At 43.5% G+C, this 16,532-nt stretch carries 16 protein-coding genes and 1 pseudogene; 10 read left to right on the plus strand and 7 right to left on the minus strand.

Annotated elements, in window-relative coordinates:
- Together C8D84_RS13085 and C8D84_RS13090 are read left to right on the plus strand one after the other, a co-directional pair.
- Window positions 1-78: pseudogene (locus C8D84_RS13085) on the plus strand (IS1595 family transposase); the annotation flags it as partial.
- Between the two features lie 479 nt (window positions 79-557).
- On the plus strand, window positions 558-1,478 hold the full coding sequence (locus C8D84_RS13090) for a WG repeat-containing protein (protein ID WP_407691887.1): 921 nt from the start codon (window positions 558-560) through the stop codon (window positions 1,476-1,478).
- A gap of 133 nt (window positions 1,479-1,611) precedes the next feature.
- Here C8D84_RS13090 and C8D84_RS13095 read toward each other — a convergent pair whose 3' ends face one another.
- Both C8D84_RS13095 and C8D84_RS13100 read right to left on the minus strand, forming a co-directional pair.
- Entirely contained in the window at window positions 1,612-2,640 is a 1,029-nt protein-coding gene (locus C8D84_RS13095) for an alpha/beta fold hydrolase (protein ID WP_109592673.1), read from the minus strand.
- Window positions 2,641-2,667: 27 nt separating this feature from the next.
- Window positions 2,668-2,832: a rubredoxin gene (locus C8D84_RS13100; RefSeq protein WP_011280463.1), complete on the minus strand. Its 165-nt coding sequence runs from the start codon at window positions 2,830-2,832 to the stop codon at window positions 2,668-2,670.
- 355 nt (window positions 2,833-3,187) lie between these two features.
- Here C8D84_RS13100 and C8D84_RS13105 point away from each other — a divergent pair, with 355 nt between their 5' ends.
- Window positions 3,188-3,757 (plus strand): adenine phosphoribosyltransferase, encoded by a 570-nt coding sequence (locus C8D84_RS13105; protein WP_109592675.1) that lies wholly within the window; start codon window positions 3,188-3,190, stop codon window positions 3,755-3,757.
- 98 nt (window positions 3,758-3,855) lie between these two features.
- Here the strand turns inward: C8D84_RS13105 and C8D84_RS13110 are convergent, their stop codons facing one another.
- Entirely contained in the window at window positions 3,856-4,332 is a 477-nt protein-coding gene (locus C8D84_RS13110; protein WP_109592677.1) for a hypothetical protein, read from the minus strand.
- 142 nt (window positions 4,333-4,474) lie between these two features.
- Window positions 4,475-5,416: a transaldolase gene (locus tag C8D84_RS13115; protein ID WP_055124105.1), complete on the minus strand. Its 942-nt coding sequence runs from the start codon at window positions 5,414-5,416 to the stop codon at window positions 4,475-4,477.
- A gap of 520 nt (window positions 5,417-5,936) precedes the next feature.
- Between C8D84_RS13115 and pheA the strand changes: the two genes are divergently transcribed.
- The 6 genes from pheA to C8D84_RS13145 all read left to right on the plus strand — a co-directional run bounded on the left by pheA (window position 5,937) and on the right by C8D84_RS13145 (window position 13,196).
- Window positions 5,937-7,118: a prephenate dehydratase gene (gene pheA, locus C8D84_RS13120; RefSeq protein WP_109592679.1), complete on the plus strand. Its 1,182-nt coding sequence runs from the start codon at window positions 5,937-5,939 to the stop codon at window positions 7,116-7,118.
- 154 nt (window positions 7,119-7,272) lie between these two features.
- Window positions 7,273-8,415: a histidinol-phosphate transaminase gene (hisC, locus tag C8D84_RS13125; protein ID WP_109592680.1), complete on the plus strand. Its 1,143-nt coding sequence runs from the start codon at window positions 7,273-7,275 to the stop codon at window positions 8,413-8,415.
- A 171-nt stretch (window positions 8,416-8,586) separates the two neighbouring features.
- Window positions 8,587-10,908 (plus strand): bifunctional prephenate dehydrogenase/3-phosphoshikimate 1-carboxyvinyltransferase, encoded by a 2,322-nt coding sequence (locus C8D84_RS13130; protein ID WP_407691888.1) that lies wholly within the window; start codon window positions 8,587-8,589, stop codon window positions 10,906-10,908.
- A 307-nt stretch (window positions 10,909-11,215) separates the two neighbouring features.
- Window positions 11,216-12,178 carry an EamA family transporter RarD gene (rarD, locus tag C8D84_RS13135; protein WP_055124102.1) on the plus strand — a complete coding sequence of 321 codons (963 nt, stop codon included), beginning with the start codon at window positions 11,216-11,218 and terminating at the stop codon, window positions 12,176-12,178.
- 51 nt (window positions 12,179-12,229) lie between these two features.
- The gene (gene folB, locus C8D84_RS13140) at window positions 12,230-12,640 is read left to right on the plus strand and encodes a dihydroneopterin aldolase (RefSeq protein ID WP_109592682.1); all 411 of its coding nucleotides are present in this window, start codon (window positions 12,230-12,232) and stop codon (window positions 12,638-12,640) included.
- Window positions 12,630-13,196, plus strand: a complete 567-nt coding sequence (locus tag C8D84_RS13145; RefSeq protein ID WP_228244553.1) for a 2-amino-4-hydroxy-6-hydroxymethyldihydropteridine diphosphokinase — start codon at window positions 12,630-12,632, stop codon at window positions 13,194-13,196. The genes folB and C8D84_RS13145 overlap by 11 nt, the downstream gene beginning before the upstream one ends.
- Window positions 13,197-13,334: 138 nt before the next feature.
- Here the strand turns inward: C8D84_RS13145 and C8D84_RS13150 are convergent, their stop codons facing one another.
- Complete coding sequence (locus tag C8D84_RS13150) at window positions 13,335-14,069, minus strand: glucose 1-dehydrogenase (protein ID WP_109592684.1); 735 nt, start codon at window positions 14,067-14,069, stop codon at window positions 13,335-13,337.
- Between the two features lie 173 nt (window positions 14,070-14,242).
- On the opposite strand from C8D84_RS13150, the gene C8D84_RS13155 reads away from it, so the two are divergent.
- Window positions 14,243-14,788: a DUF924 family protein gene (locus C8D84_RS13155; protein WP_407691889.1), complete on the plus strand. Its 546-nt coding sequence runs from the start codon at window positions 14,243-14,245 to the stop codon at window positions 14,786-14,788.
- A 109-nt stretch (window positions 14,789-14,897) separates the two neighbouring features.
- On the opposite strand, the gene cysE is transcribed toward C8D84_RS13155, so the two are convergent.
- The gene (gene cysE / locus C8D84_RS13160; protein ID WP_109592705.1) at window positions 14,898-15,824 is read right to left on the minus strand and encodes a serine O-acetyltransferase; all 927 of its coding nucleotides are present in this window, start codon (window positions 15,822-15,824) and stop codon (window positions 14,898-14,900) included.
- Between the two features lie 149 nt (window positions 15,825-15,973).
- On the minus strand, window positions 15,974-16,417 hold the full coding sequence (locus tag C8D84_RS13165) for a YtoQ family protein (RefSeq protein WP_109592688.1): 444 nt from the start codon (window positions 16,415-16,417) through the stop codon (window positions 15,974-15,976).
- Between the last annotated feature and the right edge of the window lie 115 nt (window positions 16,418-16,532).

Here is a 16,532-nt window from a genome sequence, read left to right on the forward strand (position 1 = left end):
GAGTGGCGTTTTAACTACAGTGATCCAAAACGTCAATTACACCAGCTAAAACAATGGGTTAAACAGGAACTGAACTAGTTATCTAGGACAGCCCCTTATTTTATCTTACTGTATCAACGATGACGCCAATGAATACTGACGCTAATACAAACCGTATTGTCTAGGTTTTGACGCTAAAATGAAATGGTCAAACCATCATTTATGCTTATTGTTTGATTTATTATTGCTGTATCAGGTTTTATCTCTGTATATGCTAGGTATAAAATCAATGATGACCTTAAGCTTCACTCATATAAGAAAATCTCTATAACAATACGAATATATGGTGGAGACATCCTTACAGGAACGATGTTGGCGTAGATACCACTATTTGTTAATCTAGTGGTTTATAATCTCTGTAGTGGCACAATAAAACAGGATAGTTTCTTATTAGTCTTTACCTCAAGTACTTCAATATCATTAGCCTAGGTTCATCTATGTTGCGACGTTCATTATCCCTACAACAACGACTATCGACATCTGGTTTTGCTATCGCCATCTTTGCTATTACGCTGTTTATGGTGCCAAGCGTACAAGCGGCCAGTTGCAAAATTCCAAAAAGTTATTATAAAAACGTGGCTTGTACGGCAAATAGCGGCTATTTTTTGGCGACAAAAGATTTCGGCGCGCCAGTTGCTCTGATTAATAGTAAGGGCAAAAGCGTCGTTGATTTATCACGTTATCAAAAAGTCGATGCCAGTAAGATATCGGCAGGTTTACTGCCTGTACTGCGCAATGGTCATGTCGGTTATCTTAATATGCAAGGTCGTGAAGTAGTACCTGCGATGTATGATGTGCTTAAAGAAGGACAGGGTTGGGCGCGTCCCGTCTCTAACGGGCGTATCGTGGTAAAGCAGGATGGTAAATATGGGGTCATTACTACTAGTAATAAAACCATCGTGCCATTTTCGTCCGCGATTAGTGACATTGATGATTACCAAAAGGGTGTCACCCGTGTACGTAAAAATCAAGCAATCAGTTGGATTGATGAAAACGGTAAAACGACCAGTGACCCAAATGGTAGTAACAACGAGCAATCCACGACGCCACGAGCACCTGCCAGCGCTAATGGCAATGCATCCTCATCCAACCAGACACTTCCCAATCGTTTTACGATGCTACAACCGCGTCAGCAAGATGGCAAATGGGGATTTATCGATGACAATAATGTGACCATGATTACCTATTCTTTTGATGAAGTACGTCCCTTTGCCGAAGGCTTGGCTGGCGTGCGCATCGATGAGAACTGGGGCTTTGTTAATCTTGGTGGCGAGTTGGTGATTCCTTTTCGCTTTGCCAATAACGGTGTATCAGCTGGTGATCTTTATCAAGGCAAACCCGCCTTTACCTTTACTGGTGGTAAAGCGTGGATTGGCAATCTAAAAAACGGCAATAAAATGTGTATCGATAAAGAGGGCACAGGAGTGGGCTGTGATTAAGCGGCGCGTCCAAATATAAAGACCTACATGATCTAATGACCTAGGTAAAATATCCAGCATAAAAAAGAGCGTAAACCCTATGAGTCAGTAGTAGGATTTACGCTCTTTTTTATGGATTGTGTGACAACTAAAACTATTCGTCTAATAAATGATTGCTGATTAAATCAACCATATAAGGTTGATAGTATTCAGGAATATCATGCGCCATGCCTTCGATTAAATGAAACTTGGCATTCGGAATGGTCTTGGCAACCACACGACCTTGTGAGGCGGGCAGTAGTCCATCTGCGCTACCATGCAGTACGATAGTCGGTGCTTTGACTTGCTTGCTAAACCGGCTAATAGAGCCTGATGCCAAGATAGCATTGAGCTGTTGTACCGTGCCAAGCGGATGAAAGTTGCGCTGATAACGCAATTTGGCAATTTCACGCACCATACGTACGTTGACATGCCCAGGCGTACCGACTGTCTTCATAAACCACACGCTATGGCGCACGATATCGCGCTCAGAATGACTTTCAGGGCGGTTGATCAGGGTATATAGCTGCTTAGGTTTCGGTGGTTTTAAAAATGCACGGTTGGTCGTGGTAAACATCAACGCCATACGCTGCACTAAACTTGGATAACGTGCCGCTACGATTTGCGCAATCATGCCGCCCATTGAAGCCCCAATCAGATGGGTTTTGCCCAACTGCAATGCCTTAATCAAACGAACAGTATCTTCTGCCATATCCGTTAAATTATAAGCAACTTGCGTACCTTTATTGGACAACCCCGTTTGCAGGCGCATCATCATTTTTAGCTGACTGATACGCGGTAGTCCATCAATCTGCACTTTAGAAGACAGACCAATATCACGATTATCAAAACGAATGACAAAAAACCCGGCATCAATAAGGCGCTTGATAAAATTATCTGGCCAAAATATCATCTGTGAGCCAAGTCCCATAATCATGAGCAGTGGTGGATTATTAGGATTGCCACCTGCCTCAACACACAGCTCAATGCCATCGCCGATATCAATCATTGATTGATACAGATGCTTGCTAAGGTCAGAGTCTCGCCATTGGTGCGCGCCAAACTTTTGCCACTCAGGAGTAGGGTAGCCACCTAAGTCTTCTGGTAGGGTTGCCGATGGTTTGATGTCATTCGATGTTGTCATGAAGTGTCCTAATTAGAGGGTCGTCTATTACAGCTCAAGCATCTCAAAATCAAGCTTGCCCACACCGCACTCTGGGCAGGTCCAATCATCAGGGATGTCATCCCATTTGGTGCCTGGGGCAATTCCTTCTTCGGGACAGCCGAGTGCTTCATCATATATCCAGCCGCAGACGATACATTCATAACGTTTCATAAATAGTCCTATCGAGCATTATCAGTGTTTATAATCCGTGTTACAGGGTGTTTTTAACGTTCATATTTACAATCACAGCCGTTAAATGAGACTGTAAAAGCGCACATAGTTTAGCATATAACCGTGATTTTCGTCGTTAAGTTTACACTTGTATATTGAGATTGATTGGTTTTTATCAAGGGGTTTAGGTCTTCTGTCTGTCAGTAAGCACCTGTACGCTTACGTGCTCAACTGCGATATTTCTATCAATTATGTTATAATAAGCGCCGCTAAATTCACAGTATTAGCCATCATTTATCGTTGATATATTATTATCTAAATTACATTATCTAAGTCATATAAGCTAAGGGTTACCATGAGCATTAATGCTGCCGCTACATCTAAAAATGTCGAAAATGAGTCGTCTAATGAGCTCAATACGGATCATCCCTTTTGGCAAGTGATTCGCACAGTACCAGACTTCCCGAAAGTCGGCATTGATTTTTATGATATTACGCCGTTACTGCGCAGTCATATTAATGAGGTGATAGATGCATTGCTCGCTGCACTGCCTGAAGGCGTGATGGACGAGGTAGATTGTCTAGGTGCAGTCGAAGCGCGTGGTTTTGTCTTTGCAAGTTTGCTTGCAGGTCGATTGGGAAAAGGGATGATTTTGCTACGTAAACCCGGTAAGCTGCCACCGCCCGTTGCCAATAAAGCGTATGCTCTAGAATATGGTAAAGACACGCTTGAGATGCAAAACAATCTACCGCCTGAGCGCGTGCTATTGGTCGATGATATTTTAGCCACAGGCGGCACTTTAACCACCGCTTATGAGCTGTGTAAATCGGCAGATCATACTGTGGTGGGGGCGTTAGTATTGCTAGATTTGGTTGATTTGCATGGCGAATTTCCAGTGCCTGTGTATACGGTTTTAAAGGCTTAAAACTGGCAACGCTTAGTGAATAGTGTGAAATGAAGCAATCAAAAAAGCGCGCTGAATGAGTTTAGCGCGCTTTTTTAATTGCCTGTATTTGCTTTGTTTTAACGTACGTTACTTGTCTTGCTGGTAAGGTAAGTTTTACACGCCTGTTCTATTAGCATGCGACTGATCGTTTTTGGCTTGGTTATCTTAAAGTCTTTTGTGGTTAAGATGGGTTTTTCTGATTGCCAAGATTCTAATACCTTGTTATTGGCATCATAGTTAACGTAAGCGCGTTTATAGTAACTGGCGTCTTTGCAAGAGATGAGCAATTGCTGATCGCTATGATGAATCGCTTTTTCTTGACCTTCCTTATCTACTTTTGTTTCATCTTTTTGTGCAGGGTATGTTCTGCGGATAGATACGGTGATGTTTTCGACATTTTTTTCGTCTATGATATTGATGTCGGAGCTTTCAATAGAGTCCAAGTCTAAGCTAAAAATTGATCCAGTAGGACTTTCTGATATTTTTGACCAGTTCACTGCATGCGTGCTGACTGCTAGAACACCACCCACTAATAACACTGATAGCCGTTTCATAATCAAGCCTTGCTTCTTGTTGTGAGAAGTGAGCCATGATAGCCAACTTACTATTAGCAGGCAAATTTCTTTTATGACCTGCGACTGAGGTTTGTAAAGTGTTGATCATACTCATCACCGTTTATAACGCTCGACGCTCATATCAATGACGCATCGCTGCTAACATCTGAGCAAGCTCATCACGAGCACCAATAAAGCCGTCGATACCTTTTGGTAATAAATCTTGTGTAACCGTGTCTTGTTGATAGGCGCTACTATATTCCTCTCGCGTTAGACTCACGCGTTTCATGTCAGCCACATCTAATGACATGCTAGGTGACAGTTGCTGTATCACCTCAGTATCCATCGCTGCCAGCGCGTCGATAAGGTCAGGCGCGATGGTCAATAGATCACACCCTGCTAGCGCCAATATCTGTTCAGTCGAGCGGAAGCTTGCGCCCATCACTTGCGTATTATAGTTATGCTGCTTGTAGTATTGATAAATGCGCTTCACAGACTGCACGCCCATATCATCAGAAGCGGGCACGTTTTGACGATTTTGTTGGCGTTTTTGCCAGTCTAAAATACGACCAACGAAAGGCGATATCAATGTCACACCTGCATCCGCACAGGCAATTGCTTGATGCTGTCCAAATAACAACGTTAAATTGCAGTGAATATTTTGGGTTTCAAGATAGCGTGCTGCCTCAATACCTTGCCATGTCGCGGCCATCTTAATTAATACGCGCTCTGAGTTAACCCCTGCTTTTTGGTAAGCTTCCATAAATGCTAAGGCTTTATCAATCGTCGCCTGAGTGTCATAAGACAAACGAGCATCCACTTCGGTAGAGACGCGGCCTTGGATAAGCTCTAAAATATCACAGCCAACCTGAATGGTTAGCGCGTCAATCACTGCATCTATATTGCCATTATGACGACTCATGGTTTCTGACAGCATGCCTTGGTTGTCAGGATGGAGGAGTGCTTTGGTAATGAGGCTTGGATTGGTGGTCGCATCGATAGGTTTTAAGCGCGCAATGGCGGCAAGGTCGCCAGTATCAGCGACAATGGTGGTCATGGTACGAAGCTGTTGTAATGCGCTCATCATATATCCTTTTTGATCAAAAACAGATTGTGTTCAGTTACGTGGTGATTTTCTACTTTATAGTGCTATTTGCTATCAGTTTTAGACTGTAACATAGTTTTGAGTGGATGTTCCTTCATAGTTTTGCCGTACATCGCTGCCATATTGCCTCTGTTTGCGAATATTGACGAATTTACGCGCATTTACACATGGGCACTGTCGATAGTTTTTGTTATAGTAGACCGGGTCAGCGATCTGGCTGCTACATTTGCATGCTGGTGTGTGTGACTAACATGCGACAACACTAGACGATAGCGCTCGCAGTGCAGGGTGCTTTTGAGAGGCTGCTTGCTATTTAGTGTGATTTCTATCGAATATCATTGCTAGTATGCTTGACACCTCTGACCGTCATTGAGTGCTGATTCAATAATGAGATGAATGGTTGTCGATAATTAGCAGTACTTAAAGTCTTCAAAGTGAAAAAAGCAGTACCTAATAGTAAAAAAACTCAGTAATAATTTTAGAAAAAGGATAGGCGGTAATGAGTGAGCAGTCATCAGAGCAAAATATGGATAAGCTAAATAAAGCCATCGCAGGGGCTAACGATACTGCAACTGAAAAAGCATTTTTGGACGATATTCGCCAAAGTATTGATACAGTAGACTGCGAAATCCAGACACTGATTAATAACCGTGCCAAGTTGGCTCAGCAAGTGGCCGCAGTAAAGAAACAGCACATTGTCAATAACCCGACTGCCGACAATAGCAATCCTATTTTTTATCGCCCTGAGCGTGAAGCGCAAGTGCTAAAAGCGGTGATGGAACGTAACACAGGTCCGATCGCTGATGACAAAATGGCGCGATTGTTCCGTGAAATTATGTCGGTCTGTCTCGACTTAGAAGCACCGCAGCGCATTGCTTTCTTGGGACCAGTAGGCACTTTTACTCATGCTGCTGCGCTCAAGCATTTCGGTAAAGCCGCTGATACCGTACCAATGACCACCATCACTGATGTATTTCGTGAAGTTGAAGCAGGCACAGCGATGTATGGTGTGGTGCCAGTCGAAAACTCGTCTGAGGGTGTGGTCAACCATACGTTAGATGGCTTTTTGTCTTCTACCTTAAAGATAATCGGAGAGGTTGAGCTGCCGATTCATCAGAATTTCTTGGTCGCTGAACATACCAAACTTGATGGTTTAAGCCGTATTTACTCGCATCAGCAGTCACTAGCGCAGTGTCGTCATTGGCTCGATGTCAATTATCCTAATGTCGAGCGCGTGGCGGTATCGAGCAACGGCGAAGCTGCCCGCCGCTTGAAAAATGAATGGCATTCAGCAGCAATAGCCGGTGATGTGGCTGCTGCAGAATATGGCTTACATAAGCTATATTCAAATATCGAAGACAACCCGAGCAATACCACGCGATTCCTTATCATCGGTCACGAAGCGATTGCGCCATCAGGTCAGGATAAAACGTCTATCGTCGTATCAGCACATGATAAAGCGGGCGCATTGATCGAGATTTTGAAGCCTTTGTCTTATCATGGCGTGTCGATGACCAGTATCGAAACCCGTCCTGAGCGTCCGAATAAGTGGGCATACGTATTTTTCATCGACATGAATGGTCATATTGACGAGCCAAACGTCAGCGCTGCTATCGCTGATATCCGTCCGTTGGTAAAAGATGTGCGTGTTCTAGGTTCTTATCCAAAAGCAGTGCTATAGTCCTTCTACTGTAAAAGAGTCATGGCGTTTACCTTGCGTGAAGTATCACATAATCATCTGCACTTGGTTACCCTTGACTCGCTTTGAAATTGAACCAACGATATAACGCCGAATGGGTCACATCACTTGCCAAAATCATATCTAAGGATAAATCATGCCGTCATCTCATTCAGTAGAGTCAAATTTATCACCGCTTGTACCTGCCTACGATAGTATTTTAGAGCTGGTGCCTTATCAAACGGGCAAGCCGATTGAAGAGTTGACGCGTGAGTATGGCGTCTCAGATGTGGTAAAACTTGCCAGTAATGAAAACCCAAGAGGCTGCTCACCGCACGTCACGCTAGCGATTACTGAGCAATTGAGTCAGTTGGCACGTTATCCTGATGGCAACGGTTACTATCTAAAACAAGCACTGGCTGACTTCAATGATGTCAGTGTGGAGCAGATTACTTTGGGTAATGGCTCTGACGATTTGCTTGATATTTTAGCGCGTAGTTTTGCTGGTGCTGACGATGCTATCGTTTACAGTCAATATGCCTTTATCGTTTATCCGATGTTGGCTAAAATACAAGGGGCCACAGGTATAGAAGTGCCTGCCCATCGCTTTGGGCATGATCTAAAAGCAATGAGTCAAGCGGTTCAAGACAACCCCAATACTAAAATAGTCTTTATCGCCAATCCTAATAATCCAACTGGCACGCAGCTTGAGCCTCAAGAGTTACGAGCATTTATGGCTAGTATACCAAGCTCGGTATTGGTGGTATTAGATGAAGCGTATATCGAATATAGCCCTGAAAGTAATAATAGGGCGTTGTTAGATGAATTTGATAATGTCGTCATCGTGCGCACTTTTTCCAAAGCTTATGGACTGGCGGGTTTACGTGTCGGTTATGCGCTTAGCTCAGTGGCTGTCGCGGACTTACTCAACCGAATCCGTCAGCCATTTAACGTGAGTAGGGTGGCTTTAGCGGCGGCGGCGGCTGCACTTGCTGACTCAGACTTTATTGAAAAAACTCGTCTGATGAATGATGAGCAAATGCGCTGGTTAGAAAAGCAGTTTGACGCATTAGGATTGGGTTTTATTAAGTCTCATGCCAACTTTATTATGGTAGAAATAGCCGTTGAGATGGAAGACATCACCGCTGCTTCTATTCATCAAGCATTGCTAGAGCAGGGTGTTATCGTCCGTCCATTAGAGAGCTATGGCTTACCTCATTGGCTGCGTATCACAGTAGGGGTAGCAGAAGAAAATATGCGCCTGATTGATACACTGCGCTCAATCTTGACTGATAATTGATAAGAAGTATGTTAGGTCGTTTTGGATAAGTAAATAATTTATTAATCATTTTCATGACACTAGCGTCGGCTTGTTTTAGTCATTCTGATGCTAGTTTGTTTAACGAGAAAAGCCGTGAGTCGCCAGCAAAACAATATAATCAACCAAAACATAAGCAATCAAAACAATAAAATGCAGTCTATGAATACTCAGCCGCCGTTATTTAAACAGATTTGTGTGATTGGTCTAGGGCTTATCGGTGCGAGCCTTGCCCAAGCCATTAAAGACAATGGTTTGAGTGAGCGCTTGGTGGCGGTTGATAGACATACACCAAGCATCGACGAAGCCATTCAGCACGGCTTATTAGACGCTGGTAGTGCTGTCTTAAGTGAGGTAGTGTTTGGTAGTGATTTGATTGTTATCGCTGTACCAGTACAAGCGGTGCAAGCCGTATTTATTGATATCAAAGCAGCGATGGATAATGGACAGCTTGCCACTGATTGCATCCTGACGGATGTTTGTAGCACCAAGGTCAATATCATTGACGCTGCCAAAGCCGTCTTTGGCTCATTGCCTGTAGGTCTTGTTCCAGCGCATCCAATTGCGGGTGCTGAGAATTCAGGATATCATGCCAGACGCGCGACATTGTTTGTTAATCATAGTGTCATTATTTGTGAGCTACCTACTACAAGCAATGTAGCGATTACCAAGCTGCGGCAGTTATGGGAAGCGGTGGGTGCAAACGTTATGTCAATGGATGCGGAACACCATGATCGTATATTGGCTCACACCAGTCATTTGCCACATTTGCTTGCATTTAATTTGGTTGAGCAATTGGCGAGCCATGATGATAATTTAGATATGTTTCGCTATGCAGCGGGCGGCTTTCGTGACTTTAGCCGCATCGCTGCCAGTGATCCTAAAATGTGGCACGATATATTTTTTGCCAACGAAAGCGCGATTGTTAGCGCCCTTGATGAGTATGGCGTTTACCTACAGACCATGCGCCAGCTTATCATCGATAAAGATTCAACCGCCCTGATGGGACTTTTAGGCCGAGCGCAAGCCGCACGGCGACATTTTGGCCATATGTTAGCCAGCACCCCTTATACGGATACTTCTGCCATGTCAGCTTCTTATAATATTACTCCTAGCAATACTGTATTGGGCACTATTGCCATTCCTGGTGACAAGTCTATCTCGCATCGCAGCATTATGCTGGGCAGCCTTGCGACAGGCGTGACCAATGTCACTGGATTTTTGGAAGGGGAAGATGCGCTTGCCACCTTGCAAGCATTCCGTGATATGGGCGTGACCATTGAAGGGCCTGATAACGGAAAATTGACCATTCATGGCGTGGGTATGAACGGTCTGAAACCGAGTAAAACACCATTGTATATGGGCAACTCAGGTACTAGCATGCGCCTGCTGGCTGGTATTTTAGCGGCGCAATCATTTGACAGCGTGTTGACAGGTGATACCAGCCTAAACAAGCGCCCAATGGAGCGTGTGGCCGCGCCTTTACGCGAGATGGGTGCAGTCATTCAAAGTACGGGTCATAGTGGTACGGCGCCACTTAGTATCACTGGTCGAGCGACTGTCGGTAAGCCATTACAAGGTATCGATTATGAGATGCCTGTGGCTTCTGCGCAGATTAAATCTTGCTTATTGTTGGCTGGACTTTGGGCAGAAGGCACCACAACCGTTACCCAACCGGAAGTCAGTCGAGACCATACCGAGCGTATGCTTTCAGCTTTTGGTTATCCAGTAACGGTTGATGGCAATCGTATCAGTGTAACCGGTGGCGGGCAACTCACAGGTGGTGATATCGCTGTCCCTGCTGATATATCCTCTGCGGCATTTTTTATGGTCGCTGCTGCGATCAGCCAAAATAGCGAGCTGACCTTGACGCAAGTAGGTATTAATCCGACACGCACGGGCATTATCGATATCTTAAAATTAATGCAAGCAGATATCAGCTTAAGTAATGAGACACATGTCGGCGGCGAGCCAGTCGCTGATATCACTATTCGTAGCTCAAGCCTAAAAGGTATTGAAATCCCAGAGCATTTAGTGCCATTAGCGATTGACGAATTTCCAGTATTGTTCATTGCTGCCAGCTGTGCGCAAGGTCGTACGGTGTTGACTGGTGCCAAAGAGCTGCGCGTAAAAGAGTCTGATCGTATTGCAGTCATGGCAGAAGGATTACAAACACTGGGTATTGATTGTACAGTGACGGAAGATGGGCTAATCATCGAAGGTAAGGGCATTGAAGGCGAAGGTATTGAGGGTCAAAATAGCAATGTCAATAATAGCCAGCCTGTCTTTGGTGGCGGTCATATTACCTCGCACCATGATCATCGTATTGCCATGAGTTTTGCCATTGCCAGCTTACGTGCATCCAAGCAAATTACTATTGAAGGCGTTGAGACCGTCAATACCAGTTTCCCAGGATTTGCAGAGCTTGCCAATCACATTGGAATGTCTATTAAAGTTGATAATGCTGCGGTTTAATACCACAAACTATATTAACTTGCTGAATAGTATTATTGGCTTTTGCAAGGTTGAGCTTTAAAGTACTGACTTGTAAAATGCTGGCTACAGCATTCAATAAAGTCTAAAAAGTTACTCGTTAGCCTTGATGTAAATGTTGTTTTTAAAGTTGTTATCGTTAGCAATGTGTTGATGCCTATATTGGCATGAGTGCATTGCTTTTTAACTTGTATCCTATCTGTAGTGACCCTGCGCTTTTGCCATTGAATTGATATAGAAATTAATATGGGGCAAGAGTGCGCTTTGCTCTAAAAAGTTGTACTGTACTATGACCACCCAAAACGTCATCAAAAAACCAGTTACGCCCATTAAAACAACCAGACGTGGCATCATCACCGCTCTCATTGCCTTTTTTATCTGGGGTGGGTTTCCATTATATTTTAAACAATTGGCCGCCTACGATGCGACCGAGATTATCGGTCACCGTATTATTTGGACGTTTGCTTGCTTGCTTATTGTGTTGGTAGTCACCAAGCGCTGGCAGTGGATCGATACCTTAAAGAAAAACCCGAGATGGATCGCGTTCTCATTTATATCGGGTTTGATTATTGCCACCAACTGGCTCACTTATGTATGGGCCGTCAATCACGACCGCATTCTCGAAGCCAGTTTGGGGTATTTTATCGGACCATTGGTGGGCGTTGCGCTATCGATGATTTTATTCAAAGAGCGCTTACGTACGCTGCAATGGGTTGCCATTGGTTTCGCCTTATTATCCGTAGTCATTCAAGTAGTTATGATTGGTAGCTTGCCATGGATATCACTGATTTTAGCCTTTAGCTTTAGTACTTATGGCACCATTCAACGGCAGACACCTTTGACGGCAGTCGATGCTATGTTTGTCGAAACAACGATGTTGGTGCCGATTTGCTTATGGTGGTTCTGGCAAGCGGATGTGGTCAGTAGTCAATTGAGTTTTTGGTTTAGTCCCAATATTTGGCTACTAATGATCGCAGGGCCGATTACCTTGATACCGCTATTATTGTTTAATAAATCTACCAAGCTCGTTGCTTATAGTATTTTAAGTTTTATGAATTATCTGACGCCGACATTTATCTTCTTCTTAGCGGTGTTCTATTATAACGAGCCATTTGATTTACAGCGTCTTGCAGTGTTTGGTCTGATTTGGTTTGGTCTGTTATTATTCAGCATTGACTTATGGCGTCATCGTCCTAGTAAAGCGCTAAAAGCCGCGCGTTTGCGTGAAGAGGCGTTGCAGAAAACCAATTAAAAAACCTGAGATTTTAAATCTAATTAAAATTTAGCAAACAAGGATGAGAGCATGTTTCATACCGAATCTGATGTGGTATTCGTTAAAGGCTTGACAGTAGAAGCAGTTATCGGTGTTTATGCATGGGAGCGCGCAATCACGCAGCCGCTGCTGATTGATATAGCACTTGAAACAGATATCAGCCGTGCGGCTATCTCAGATGATGTCAATGATGCACTGAATTACAAAGCAGTTTGCGATGATGTGAGCGCGTGGTGCCAAGCGATTAAAGCGCAGTTGCTAGAGCATTTAGCGGGGCAAATCGCTGATAAGTTGCTTACCAAATATAGCTGTCATAAAATCACTTTAAGCATTGCTAAGCCTACTGCTATAAAGCAAGCCGATGCGGTTGGGGTACAGATCACGCGTTATGCAACGGTCATCGAAGATAAGCCAGTTGTAAGCAAAGACGATGATGCATAATATGCATAAAAATTTGGCTGATTTGAGTCTTGAAACGCTAAAAAAGCAGACGCCTGAACAGTTGCAAACGCAGTCTGTGACGGCAGTATTATTGGCTTTAGGCAGTAATTATCAAGCTGAACATTATCTGCCGCTTGTCCGAAAGGATCTAGCGGCGCTAGGGGAGATACAGTTATCTACTGCGTTTGAAAATCCTGACTTTACATCGACCGAAGCGCAACCAAAGCCCGATTATACCAATCAGTGCGTTTATTTGCGTTTGGTAGAGCCAATGACACTGCAACAGTTACAGCAGGTTTTTAAAGATCTTGAGGGTGACTGTCATAGGCAGCGTCTAACAGAAGCTCAGACGCCAATAAAAAAAGTTACGATGGATATCGATATTCTATTGATAGAAACGCTATTAATAGAAGTTGTTTCTGATGAAAATAGCCTAAGCAAAAATAAGAACTTTGAAGAGTCTAATTGGATTGTAATGGGAGATCGTTACCCATTCAAAGCGCATGAAAGAGCAGGGGTAGAGGAGTTGATTAAAGGTCATTTTTTAAAAGGTTAAATGAAGCAGCCCAGATGCTATTCTAAATAAGTAAAAGTTATTGAGGACATGCCCTAGTATTTTTCTTAAAACCTCTCAAAATAAAAGCTGAGCAAAATGCCCAGCCTATATCACATTTAAAAAGTTTAACTATTACGCCTACTGTGCGGTCAAACCACCATCAACGACAAACTCTGAACCCGTCGAGTAGCTTGAGTCATCAGAGGCTAAAAATAACACCATGCCGCTGACTTCTTCGGGCTGTGCCACACGTCTCATCGGAATAGTTTTGGCAAATGCTTCAACCGCATCTTTGGTATCGCCTTGCATAATCATCGGTGTGGCAATGACGCCTGGATGAATGGAGTTCACGCGAATGCCATGAGAGGCACACTCTAATGCTGCCGCTTTGGTCATACCGCGTACCGCAAACTTAGAATCGGTATAGCCGATAGCGCCGCCAACCAAACCATTAATCGATGAGATATTGATGATGGAGCCTTGTTTGGCGGCTTTCATAGTTGGAATAACTGCTTTCATGCCTAAAAATACCGACACTTGGTTAATCTCTAGAATCTTGCGATAATCTTCTACCGACGTATCTAAAATAGATTTGTGAGTGGTAATACCTGCATTATTTACTAAGACATCAATTTTGCCAAATTTATCTTGGGTGGCTGCAACAACTTGCGTCCAATCTTCTTCACTAGTAACGTCATGCTTAATAAATAGAGCGCTATCGCCAAGCTCTTTTGCTAATGCGTCGCCTTTATCAGAGTTGATGTCGGTCAAGACCACTTTAGCGCCTTCTGCCATACACAAACGCGCATGCGTTTCGCCCATGCCTTGGGCGGCACCAGTAATAATGATAACTTTATCTTGTAAACGCGCCATGAGTTTTCCTGTTTTTTTAGTTATGAATAATGAGAGAGTATAAGGCAGAATCGCTAAATACTCTTTAGTGATTATGAAACCAAAGATGAATGCTTTATGTTTTTAAATGATAGCTTTAAACATAGCTTTGAATAATGCTTTTGGCTGATTTTTTTAAATAATGTGATGAGGAAATAATGTACAACGACATATTAAATTTCTGTTTTGAAGAGGTGGGTAGTGAGAAGTTTTTTGAGAAAGACATAGCGTTTGATCAATTATTAATAGAGCGATACAGCGGTATACTTGAGCAAGCGACGGCTGCAGAGTTTTATACATGGCGAAGCAGCATAAAGGGACGTTTAGCAGAAATTATTATATTGGATCAATTTTCACGCAATATTTACCGTGATACGCCAGCGGCTTTTGCCCAAGATACGATGAGTCTCGCGCTCGCGCAAGAGGCGGTGGCTGCCGGTGTATTAGAGGCGCTTGAAACTATAAATGAGCGTAAGTTTTTATTGATGCCTTATATGCACAGCGAATCAAAACTGATTCATCAGCAAGCAGAGAAGCTATTTAAGCAATATACCAATGCAGATACCGTGGATGCTGAGCTTAGACATAAAGTGATTATCGATCGTTTTGGTCGTTATCCGCATCGTAATGACATTTTAGGACGGGTTTCAAGTAGTGAAGAAATAGCGTTTTTGACGCAGCCTGACTCATCTTTTTTATAAATGTTGTTTGTCAAATAGCTAGTCAGTAAAGCGTTATTTATCAATTGGTTAAAATAGAAAAAGAGGCTGTTTAGCCTCTTTTCATTCAGTATCGACGATAGCTAGAAGATTACTTCTGCTCAGCGCCTATCTCATCTATATCGGCACGGCCAATCACATCGATATCTTCTAAGCACAGTTTGTCATATTCTTTTTTACAAAAGTCAGGATCGATTTTGCACATCGCTGCTTGTAATTGATCGAGGCGATTTTCTGATTGTTGGATATGCTCTAGCATTTTAGCAAACGCTTCAGCCACAGGATCTTGTGAGGATGGGTCGATACCATAGGCTTGAAACGCGGTTTCGCGTGCTGAGCGGTTGGTGGCTTTTTCATCTACTGCCTTTTTATCTATGCCATTATCTGTAGAAGCAGCTTGCGCTACTTTTTCTTGTTGCTTGGCATCATCGACTTTTTTGACAATTGGATTGCCCTTTTCATCATGATGGTCTGATATCATCCGAGCGGCGCTGCCGACCATGGTCGCACCTGCTGGTACTGCCTTTACTACGACGGCATTTGAGCCAATTTTAGCGCCTTTACCGACAGTGAATGGTCCCAATACTTTAGCACCAGCACCAACGATAACCCCATCTTCCAAAGTAGGGTGGCGCTTGCCATTATTCCAAGAGACGCCACCAAGCGTTACCCCGTGATAAAGCGTCACATCATTGCCAATCTCTGCCGTTTCGCCAATCACGATACCCATACCATGATCAATAAAAAACCGTCGACCGATTTTGGCAGCAGGGTGTATCTCGATACCTGTGATGATGCGTGAGCCATAAGAAATTACTCGCGCCGCCAGCTTTTGCTCGTTTTGCCACAGATAATGGGCACCGCGATGTAGGACGAGCGCGTGGATGCCAGGATAAGTCAAGATGACTTCCAGACTATTACGCGCAGCAGGATCACGGTTAAATACCGCATCGATATCTTCTGTTAGGTCTTTTTTGATGCGTGAAAGTGATTTGAATAAGGCAGTTGGCAATGACATAAATTGTCCTATCGTATTTTTGATTACAATCAATTTAGTTATAGCAGCTTTGCAGCACAAAATATAGCGATGAGCGATAAATAAAAGCAGACGACTGACAGATAAAATGCCAGTCATTGACAATTTATCTATAGGCAATTATTTATGATTTAGCTATCACTGACAACATATTTTAGCAGCTCAACAACTTGCTCTGGCGTTTGCGCCCATGCCATTGCCGCCGCATCGACTTCTTTTAGCGGATGGATAATATCTTCAGCATGAAGGGTAATGTACGGCTTGCCTAAAGCCGCGCAGTAGCCGGCATCGAATGCAGCGTTCCACTGCTTATATTTATCACCAAAACGAATGATAGCAATATCGCACTTTTGGATCATGTTTTTGGTGCGAATCGCATTTACCTTTGATGACTGATGGTCGCGCCAGAAGCCATTGTCATTTTTACCGAGTACGTCACCGGCGGCATCACTGGCTTCATGTTCAGTGACTGCTGAGGTAAAGGTAATGTCTAAACCTTGGTCTTTCGCGCCTTGCATGATTTTTTGTCGCCAGTCGGTGTGTATTTCTCCGGACAAATAAACGTTCCAATTCATCATCAATTCCTTTTTATTATTGAATCCTATCATTTTTAAAATCATAGGATTTGTAAATGCTACGGCTGCTAATGCAATAGCAACTCAACGCCTGAAAATTTGCATATTAAAAGCT

Source organism: Psychrobacter immobilis, assembly GCF_003148585.1.
Lineage (GTDB): Bacteria > Pseudomonadota > Gammaproteobacteria > Pseudomonadales > Moraxellaceae > Psychrobacter > Psychrobacter immobilis.

Bases quoted from the DNA above. Each gene is read 5' to 3' on its own strand.
- C8D84_RS13090 (WP_407691887.1), top strand. From the start codon at position 558: ATGGTGCCAAGCGTACAAGCGGCCAGTTGCAAAATTCCAAAAAGTTAT.
- C8D84_RS13095 (WP_109592673.1), bottom strand. From the start codon at position 2,640: ATGACAACATCGAATGACATCAAACCATCGGCAACCCTACCAGAAGAC.
- C8D84_RS13100 (WP_011280463.1), bottom strand. From the start codon at position 2,832: ATGAAACGTTATGAATGTATCGTCTGCGGCTGGATATATGATGAAGCA.
- C8D84_RS13105 (WP_109592675.1), top strand. From the start codon at position 3,188: ATGAGCATTAATGCTGCCGCTACATCTAAAAATGTCGAAAATGAGTCG.
- C8D84_RS13110 (WP_109592677.1), bottom strand. From the start codon at position 4,332: ATGAAACGGCTATCAGTGTTATTAGTGGGTGGTGTTCTAGCAGTCAGC.
- C8D84_RS13115 (WP_055124105.1), bottom strand. From the start codon at position 5,416: ATGAGCGCATTACAACAGCTTCGTACCATGACCACCATTGTCGCTGAT.
- pheA (WP_109592679.1), top strand. From the start codon at position 5,937: ATGAGTGAGCAGTCATCAGAGCAAAATATGGATAAGCTAAATAAAGCC.
- hisC (WP_109592680.1), top strand. From the start codon at position 7,273: ATGCCGTCATCTCATTCAGTAGAGTCAAATTTATCACCGCTTGTACCT.
- C8D84_RS13130 (WP_407691888.1), top strand. From the start codon at position 8,587: ATGCAGTCTATGAATACTCAGCCGCCGTTATTTAAACAGATTTGTGTG.
- rarD (WP_055124102.1), top strand. From the start codon at position 11,216: ATGACCACCCAAAACGTCATCAAAAAACCAGTTACGCCCATTAAAACA.
- folB (WP_109592682.1), top strand. From the start codon at position 12,230: ATGTTTCATACCGAATCTGATGTGGTATTCGTTAAAGGCTTGACAGTA.
- C8D84_RS13145 (WP_228244553.1), top strand. From the start codon at position 12,630: ATGATGCATAATATGCATAAAAATTTGGCTGATTTGAGTCTTGAAACG.
- C8D84_RS13150 (WP_109592684.1), bottom strand. From the start codon at position 14,069: ATGGCGCGTTTACAAGATAAAGTTATCATTATTACTGGTGCCGCCCAA.
- cysE (WP_109592705.1), bottom strand. From the start codon at position 15,824: ATGTCATTGCCAACTGCCTTATTCAAATCACTTTCACGCATCAAAAAA.
- C8D84_RS13165 (WP_109592688.1), bottom strand. From the start codon at position 16,417: ATGAATTGGAACGTTTATTTGTCCGGAGAAATACACACCGACTGGCGA.